The following is a 7,248-nucleotide window of genomic DNA, read 5'->3' as shown; positions in this document are numbered from 1 at the left end:
AGGAAATGATATTTGGCACAGATATACAGCCGCACTTTCATGAAATAAAAGACATAATCAAATTCATGACTCGACACAGCGACTCCATTCGAGGCCTACCTCACGGGTACTGTATCAAGGGACCGTCATGCAAGATCAAGAATATAGCTGATCCCTCCCACTGCCTTTACTGCGACACATATTTTACAACCCCAAAGCATCTTCCCTACTGGAAGGCTATAAAAAGCAATTGTGAGAGTAAGCTTGCCCGTATTTCGGCAATGCCTGATCACACACAGCAGCAGTTTCAAGTGTTCAAGCAGTCACTGGAGGACAACCTGTTTGCGGCTAACAAGATCATTTGCCGCCTCCTTCCTGATGACATGACTACAAAAAGGGCGACGTGATGGATGAAAGCTCAAATACTAGAGATCAGCTTCTTCAGGCTATAGATCAGCTTGTAAATTCAGGTGGTAGCATCAGTATTAGTGCGGTTGCGGCTATATGTGGTGTCTCGCACTCACTCATTTATAACCGTTACCCGGACCTCAAAGAAAGGATCAAAGAGTTCAAGCGTGTTCAGAAAGACCGGCAAAAAACGACGACTGATCAACAGCTAATTGACAATTTGTTAGCTAAAAATAAGGTCTTGTTAAAAAAGTTAGAGGTGCAAGAAAAAAGACAGGAAGAAAAAAACCTTAACCAACTACTAGCCCATCTCCAGCAAGTGTACTCTATGTATGATCAGTTACTTGAAGACAGAAACAGACTTGTAGAAAGGTTGAGCAAGCCCTGATACAACCTAAACCAGGTAAAACACTCTAGAGTGATCGCCTGACTAAGCTACTGACGCCCATTAAGCCTAGGCAGCGTGCTGCTTAGATGGTTGTAGCAGAGCCTTGTCGTGCTTGCTCTAAGATTTTGGTTAGGGCGCATACATCTCCATCAGACTAAAGGGCAAGCCAAATGATCTTGTATCTAACGGATCATTGCCCTAGGTCTTTATCGAGTTTGCGCAACCTATTATGCCCCCTAGAAAATTCGAAGAAAAACTGAGCCATCCCCTGGCAAGTTGCAAACTGCACATCCATGATGGGCGTCAACGATGGCTCTTACCGACATGTGTATCGGCAGCCTCGGGAAGCGTATCAGCGACGTCTATATCGGTAAGCCGCTGAAGAATTCCACAGTCTCCGATAGACTGCTCTACTGCGCACCGCCGACCCAAGTCATTTAATTGCTCCTCCAACGCCTGAAGCGCGTTGATTCGAGTCCTGACATGCTGGATATGCTCATTGATCAGATCGTTAACGCTTGAGCAGTTGTCGCGAGGATTTTCCTTGAAACGCAACAGGCTACGAATCTCATCCAGGGTCATGTCAAGTGCACGGCAGTTGCGAATGAAGATTAAACGTTCAACGTGTTCAGCGTTGTACAGGCGATAGTTTCCCTCGCTGCGTTCAGGCTCCGCCAAGAGACCTTCTCTTTCGTAATAGCGGATTGTTTCAACCTGACAGCCTGTTCGTTTGGCCAGTGCCCCTATTTGCATGGATTTTCCTCTTTTACTTGACCCTGTAGCTGCTACAGGGTGTTCACTCTATACGTGATTTATATAGAGGACATCCTGATGTCAAATTGTTGTGGCCATGAGCCTGCCCCCAAGAAGGCTCAGGACAGCTGCTGTAATTCCACGGCTACCTCACCTGAGTGTGGTTTAAAATCTGCGGTGTTTAATCCTGTAAAGCTTACTAAACCACAGGTGCGCCAGATTGCGTTAAAGATTGAGGCTATGGATTGCCTTACTGAAGAGCGTTTGATCAGGCAAAAGCTGAAAGCCTTGAATGGCATTTCATCATTAGATTTCGACCTGAGCAATCGCACGCTATTGGTTGGACATACCTTGTCTTCTGAAACGCCAATCATTGAAGCGATAAAATCGCTGCACATGCAGGCAGAACCATTAGAAAGATCAAAGCATCCCACCAGCTGCTGCGCACCGAAGCCGAACCCAGTAGCTGCTGTAAGCTGCTGTGGCGGTTCTACCATTAAAACTGCTCATACTCATACTACGCCCTCTGCTTCTCAAGGCGGACAATTATCCATTTTCAAAATTGAACAAATGGACTGTCCTACTGAGGAAGGTCTGATCCGGAACAAGCTTGAAGGTATGGCTGGAGTCCAGTCTTTGGAATTCAACTTACTCAAGCGTACCCTTGGTGTTAGGCATCTGTTGCCCTCAGAAGAGCCTATAAAAAAAGCCATTTTATCACTGGGCATGAAGGCTGAACCCGTCAACGATACGACCCGTACACGCATACGGATCATGCAGATGGACTGCCCTACTGAGGAAAAGCTTATCCGTGACAAGCTTTCACGGATGGAGGGCATACTTGGACTGGACTTCAACCTGATCCAGCGCGTGTTGACGGTACACCATGATCCTGAAGTGCTTACGCCGATGCTGGACAACATACGCGGCCTGGGTTTTACACCAGAGCTTGAAGCCGATACGGCTCAACAAACCGCTTCATTGCCCGCGGCAAAGAAATGGTGGCCGTTGGCATTAGGGGGGATGAGTGCGTTAGGTGCTGAACTCCTTCATTTTACCCAGGCCGCCCCTGAATGGTTAGTTGCTGCGCTGGCCCTGGTTGCTGTGCTGGGAAGTGGTTTAAGCACTTATAAAAAAGGCTGGATTGCACTTAGAAACCGAAATTTGAACATCAATGCCTTGATGAGTATTGCGGTCACAGGTGCTATCCTCATCGGTCAGTGGCCAGAGGCCGCAATGGTCATGGTGCTCTTTGCCATTGCCGAGCTGATTGAAGCAAAGTCCATTGATAGAGCTCGTAATGCTATTGAGGGCTTGATGCAGTTAACACCCGACCAGGCTACTGTCTTGCAAGCCGACGGCCACTGGGTTGAAAAAGCCGTCAATAATGTACGGGTAGGTGATCGAATTCGTGTCAAGCCCGGTGAGCGCGTAGGGCTGGATGGTATAATTGAGCAAGGTAGCTCAAGCGTCAACCAGGCCCCTATTACAGGTGAAAGCCTTCCTGTTGAGAAGGCTCCCGGCGATATGCTTTTTGCAGGGACAATCAATCAGGAGGGAGCTTTGGAATTCAGGGTGACTGCGCCGGCCAGCCAGTCGACGCTTGCTCGCATCATTCATGCAGTAGAAGAAGCTCAAGGCAATAAGGCGCCTACTCAGCGCTTTGTTGATCAGTTTTCAAGGATCTACACGCCAGGCGTTTTCCTGTTTGCTCTGGCCGTAGCGGTGCTTCCCCCGCTTGTTATGGGCGGTGAGTGGTTTACATGGATTTACCGTGCCTTGGTGCTGCTGGTTGTGGCGTGCCCCTGCGCGCTCGTGATTTCTACGCCGGTTACCATAGTGAGCGGACTGGCTGCGGCGGCCCGCAAAGGTATATTGATCAAGGGAGGTCTGTATCTTGAAACAGGCAGCAAGCTGACCCATCTAGCCTTTGACAAGACCGGTACGCTTACTCATGGCAGACCCGAGCAGACTGACTATTTTCCTGTCGAAATGCAGGGCTCTCCCGATGTGTATGCGTCGGTGGCTGCAAGTCTGGCTAACCGCTCGGACCACCCTGTTTCTAAAGCCATCGCTAACGCATCGCTGCGAAAAGGAATTTCCATACAGGAGGTAGATCATTTCGAAGCGCTGGCTGGACGTGGTATTAGAGGACAGATCGGCAGTCATATCTATCTGCTTGGTAATTACCGTTTGGTTGAAGAGCGAAAGCTTGTTTCCGATTGGCTGAAATCCAAGACCCAGGAACTGGAACGACAAGGCAAGACCGTTGTGATGTTGATGGATGAAAGCCGTGTGTTTGCGTTGTTTGCCGTTGCAGACACGGTTAAACCCTCAAGCCGTGAAGCCATTAGTGCTTTACAAACCCTGGGAATCAAAACCCTGACCTTAACAGGGGATAATCCTCATACTGCTCAGACTATAGCATCACAGGTCGGTATCGATCAGGTTCGTGGTAACCAGTTGCCTGACGATAAACTTAGCGCTGTAAAGGAGCTCCAGCAAAAGGGCTATGTAGTCGGAATGGTCGGTGATGGTATCAATGATGCCCCCGCCTTGGCTCAGGCTGACATCGGCCTGGCGATGGGCGCTGCAGGTACAGATACTGCTATTGAGACAGCTGATGTTGCACTCATGGACGATGACCTACGAAAAGCAGCGGATTTCATTCGCTTATCGCGTCAGGCAGCTACTGTGCTGAAGCAAAACATCAGTTTTGCGATTGGAATCAAGGCTATATTCCTGATTTTTACATTAACAGGGCATGCCACCATGTGGATGGCAGTGTTTGCCGACATGGGTGTAAGTCTACTGGTTGTATTCAATGGTCTGCGGCTTTTGAGACAGTAGTACCCTTCTGATTTTTGAGAACTACAAGCCCCTGACCATCAGGGGCTTCTCTTTTAGGCTCAGAGTACATTGCCCTATTGAGCCCTGACCCTTCTTACAAAATTGTAATTTTCAGCTCACCTCCCTGTTATCCAAGGCTTGTAACGATAGCGCCTGGTCTTCAGAAGACAGCCTTTTGAAGAGCCCAATAATAAGACGCAAGGCAATTTCGTAATCGACCTGCCGATTAATAGGAGCATCAGTGATGAGCAATAAGGCTAAGCTTTCGCTTGTAGCCCTGGCAGTTGTATGGGGAGCAGCCCAGACTGCGGTCGCCCAGGAGACAGGAAAAGGCGATGGATTTATTGAAGGAAGCAGTCTGACCCTGACGAACCGAAATTTCTTCTTTAACCGAGACTTCCGGCATGGACAGTCAAGCGCAACGGGCAACGGTTATTCTGAAGAGTGGGCTCACGGCGTAATGGCTGTATTTGAGTCTGGATTTACACAAGGTACTGTAGGGTTTGGTGTCGACGCGTTTGCCATGCTAGGTCTGAAGCTTGACACTGGTAGTGGCCGGTCCGGCGCCGGAGGAAGCATTGATTTACTTCCACATAACAGTAGTGGTGAGGCTGCAGATAACTATTCCAAACTGGGTGGAGCAGCCAAGGTCCGGTTGTTCGATACCGTGCTTAAAGTGGGTGATGTCTTTCCGATAACGCCCGTTGTGCAATACGGTGATTCACGTCTACTACCCGAAAGCTTTAAGGGTATTACCCTTGAAAATAGCTCCTTTGAAGGGTTGACGCTGCAGGGTGGACGCCTGCACGCCATGAGTCAGCCCAATACGAGTAGCATGCGCGATGAATTTGTTACCTTTTATGGAGGACAGGTAAACTCTCCATGGATTGGGTATCTCGGAGGTGATTACACCGTTAATGACTATGTAAAATTCAGCCTCTATACCAGTCGGTTAAAGGATGCCTGGGATCAATACTATTTTGGTACCTCGGCCAGCTATCCCCTGTCCGATACTGTTGCGCTGATTGGGACCTTCAACTACTACAAGGCAGTTGATGAAGGCAAAGAGCTTCTTGGCCGCTTCAATACCAATATATGGAGCGCCAGTACCGGTATCCAGTTTGGGGCGCACACCGTCGCAGTCGCCTATCAGCGCAACAACGGCAATAACGACTTTGACTACCTTCGTCAGGCTGACTCGATCTACCTCAACAACTCTATCCAGTATAGCGACTTCAACTCGCCCAAGGAGCAGTCCTGGCAACTTCGCTATGATCTGGACATGACCAGCTATGGAGTACCGGGTCTTTCCTTCATGACTCGCTATGCCCGAGGTTGGGACGCTGATTACTCTCAGGCAAACGATGTGTATATGCGGACGGATGATGAAGGTAATCCGCTTACCAATCAGAAGCGTTGGGAGAGGAATGTTGAGATCAAATATGTCGTTCAGACCGGCACCCTTAAAGATATGTCGTTCCGGATGCGACAGGCTACGACTCGTGCTACCAGCTTTGAGTCCGACCTTGATGAAGTCAGATTGATAGTTGAATACCCTTTGGAAATTCTTTAAATCATTTATTTATTGAATATCAACGCTGTAACTCATCCATACAACCGGCTGGGGGTCAAAAGCTTTCAATATTGTAATGTTCTCCTCACCTTGGCGATAACTTGTCTTAGTTACCCTATCACTATTCGCAACGAGTGATAGCAAGGTACTCAGCGAGTAATCTCAACAGTCAAGTGATCAATATGAAAGTTTTAATTGCCCTTCTCATGTGTAGCATTTTTCTAGAATCAAGCATGGCGATTGCTGCTGATGGTAGCGAGCGCTCAATTGAACGAAATCAGGCGTTTCGCCTGGAACTGAAAAAAAGGCATGAGCAGAAATTACAGCGTGAACACCTTGATAGTCAGCGAAAACAGAGCAGGCAACTGGGTGAGACCAGACGGAAAGATTAACTGAGCAGTAACACATCTTCTTTTGCTCCTTTGGCCGGAAGATGTGCTTTAGGCGCCTATCAGGCGCCTTTTTTATTGTGCCTATTATTTTTTTCACAGCACAATATCAGATTACAGAATTGTAATTTTGCTCTAAGCACCTCGAAAGGTTGACTCCATTAAAGTTCAATTAATTATTAAAGGAGAAGACCATGCCAAAATATTTAGCCAAAATTTTCACGGCATCATTACTCATGGCTCTGCCATTAGCAGCCCTCGCAGATAATGGCGGCGAGCGCGTCTTTAACCGCATGCAACAGGCACGAGTTCATGTTCTACAAAACAATTTCTCCAAACTGAGTGAAGTAGAGCGTGTGGAATATCAGTATGGAATGAAGCTGGATATCCAGGAAGTTCTATTTATTGGCTCAAATGCATCAGGATGTGGCGTGCAGCCTGCGGAAATGGTTTATAAGGATGCTGCAGGCGACGTGAAGGCCATCAGCTATAGGACACTAGGGCTTTACTGCTCTAATCAAAATTAATCTCACCTCTGGTTATCAGAAAAGATATCCCTTTCAATAAGCATCTTATAACCAAGCGCAGAGCCCGACGTCGATAGACGCCCTTTGCGCCTGGTTCCGCCATTCCCTTTTTACAGTCCCGTCCCGTTGATTATCGACATAATTGCAGTGTGCCCAGTCTCAATAGAGGCTATACCACACAGGGTGACAAAGGGGTCGATAACATCCCACAGCGATGGTTTGATACCGCCTACCTGTAGCAGCCAGAGAATCGCTGCAAAGGCATAGACGCCACCGTATGCCGCCTCAACTCGTCCTGCTGCGGTTGGATGCAGTGTGAGAGTCCACACGAATAAGGCCGCGGGGAATGCCCTTGCCAAATCCTAGCTAAGGCAGATAGCA

General features: G+C 48.2%; 7 protein-coding genes. 5 read left to right on the top strand and 2 right to left on the bottom strand.

What is annotated here, in order from left to right:
• The first annotated feature begins 385 nt into the window (after positions 1-385).
• Positions 386-775, top strand: a complete 390-nt coding sequence (locus PLU01S_RS22635; protein ID WP_010799555.1) for a TetR/AcrR family transcriptional regulator — start codon at positions 386-388, stop codon at positions 773-775.
• Between the two features lie 303 nt (positions 776-1,078).
• Here the strand turns inward: PLU01S_RS22635 and cadR are convergent, their stop codons facing one another.
• A complete protein-coding gene (gene cadR, locus PLU01S_RS22630) occupies positions 1,079-1,528 on the bottom strand; it encodes a Cd(II)/Pb(II)-responsive transcriptional regulator (RefSeq protein ID WP_010799556.1) in 450 nt (149 codons plus the stop codon).
• A 240-nt stretch (positions 1,529-1,768) separates the two neighbouring features.
• Between cadR and PLU01S_RS22625 the strand changes: the two genes are divergently transcribed.
• From PLU01S_RS22625 to PLU01S_RS22610, 4 genes are all read left to right on the top strand, one after another.
• Positions 1,769-4,378, top strand: a complete 2,610-nt coding sequence (locus tag PLU01S_RS22625; protein ID WP_074828900.1) for a heavy metal translocating P-type ATPase — start codon at positions 1,769-1,771, stop codon at positions 4,376-4,378.
• 244 nt (positions 4,379-4,622) lie between these two features.
• A complete protein-coding gene (locus PLU01S_RS22620; RefSeq protein WP_010799558.1) occupies positions 4,623-5,951 on the top strand; it encodes an OprD family porin in 1,329 nt (442 codons plus the stop codon).
• 182 nt (positions 5,952-6,133) lie between these two features.
• Entirely contained in the window at positions 6,134-6,343 is a 210-nt protein-coding gene (locus PLU01S_RS22615) for a hypothetical protein (RefSeq protein ID WP_037031338.1), read from the top strand.
• Positions 6,344-6,534: 191 nt separating this feature from the next.
• On the top strand, positions 6,535-6,867 hold the full coding sequence (locus PLU01S_RS22610) for a DUF2790 domain-containing protein (protein ID WP_010799559.1): 333 nt from the start codon (positions 6,535-6,537) through the stop codon (positions 6,865-6,867).
• A 110-nt stretch (positions 6,868-6,977) separates the two neighbouring features.
• On the opposite strand, the gene PLU01S_RS22605 is transcribed toward PLU01S_RS22610, so the two are convergent.
• Entirely contained in the window at positions 6,978-7,196 is a 219-nt protein-coding gene (locus tag PLU01S_RS22605; protein WP_425326537.1) for a YnfA family protein, read from the bottom strand.
• Positions 7,197-7,248 lie beyond the last annotated feature (52 nt).

This window comes from Pseudomonas luteola NBRC 103146, from assembly GCF_002091675.1.
Classification (GTDB): Bacteria; Pseudomonadota; Gammaproteobacteria; order Pseudomonadales; family Pseudomonadaceae; genus Chryseomonas; species Chryseomonas luteola.
This window is presented reverse-complemented; position numbering and strand designations above follow the sequence as displayed.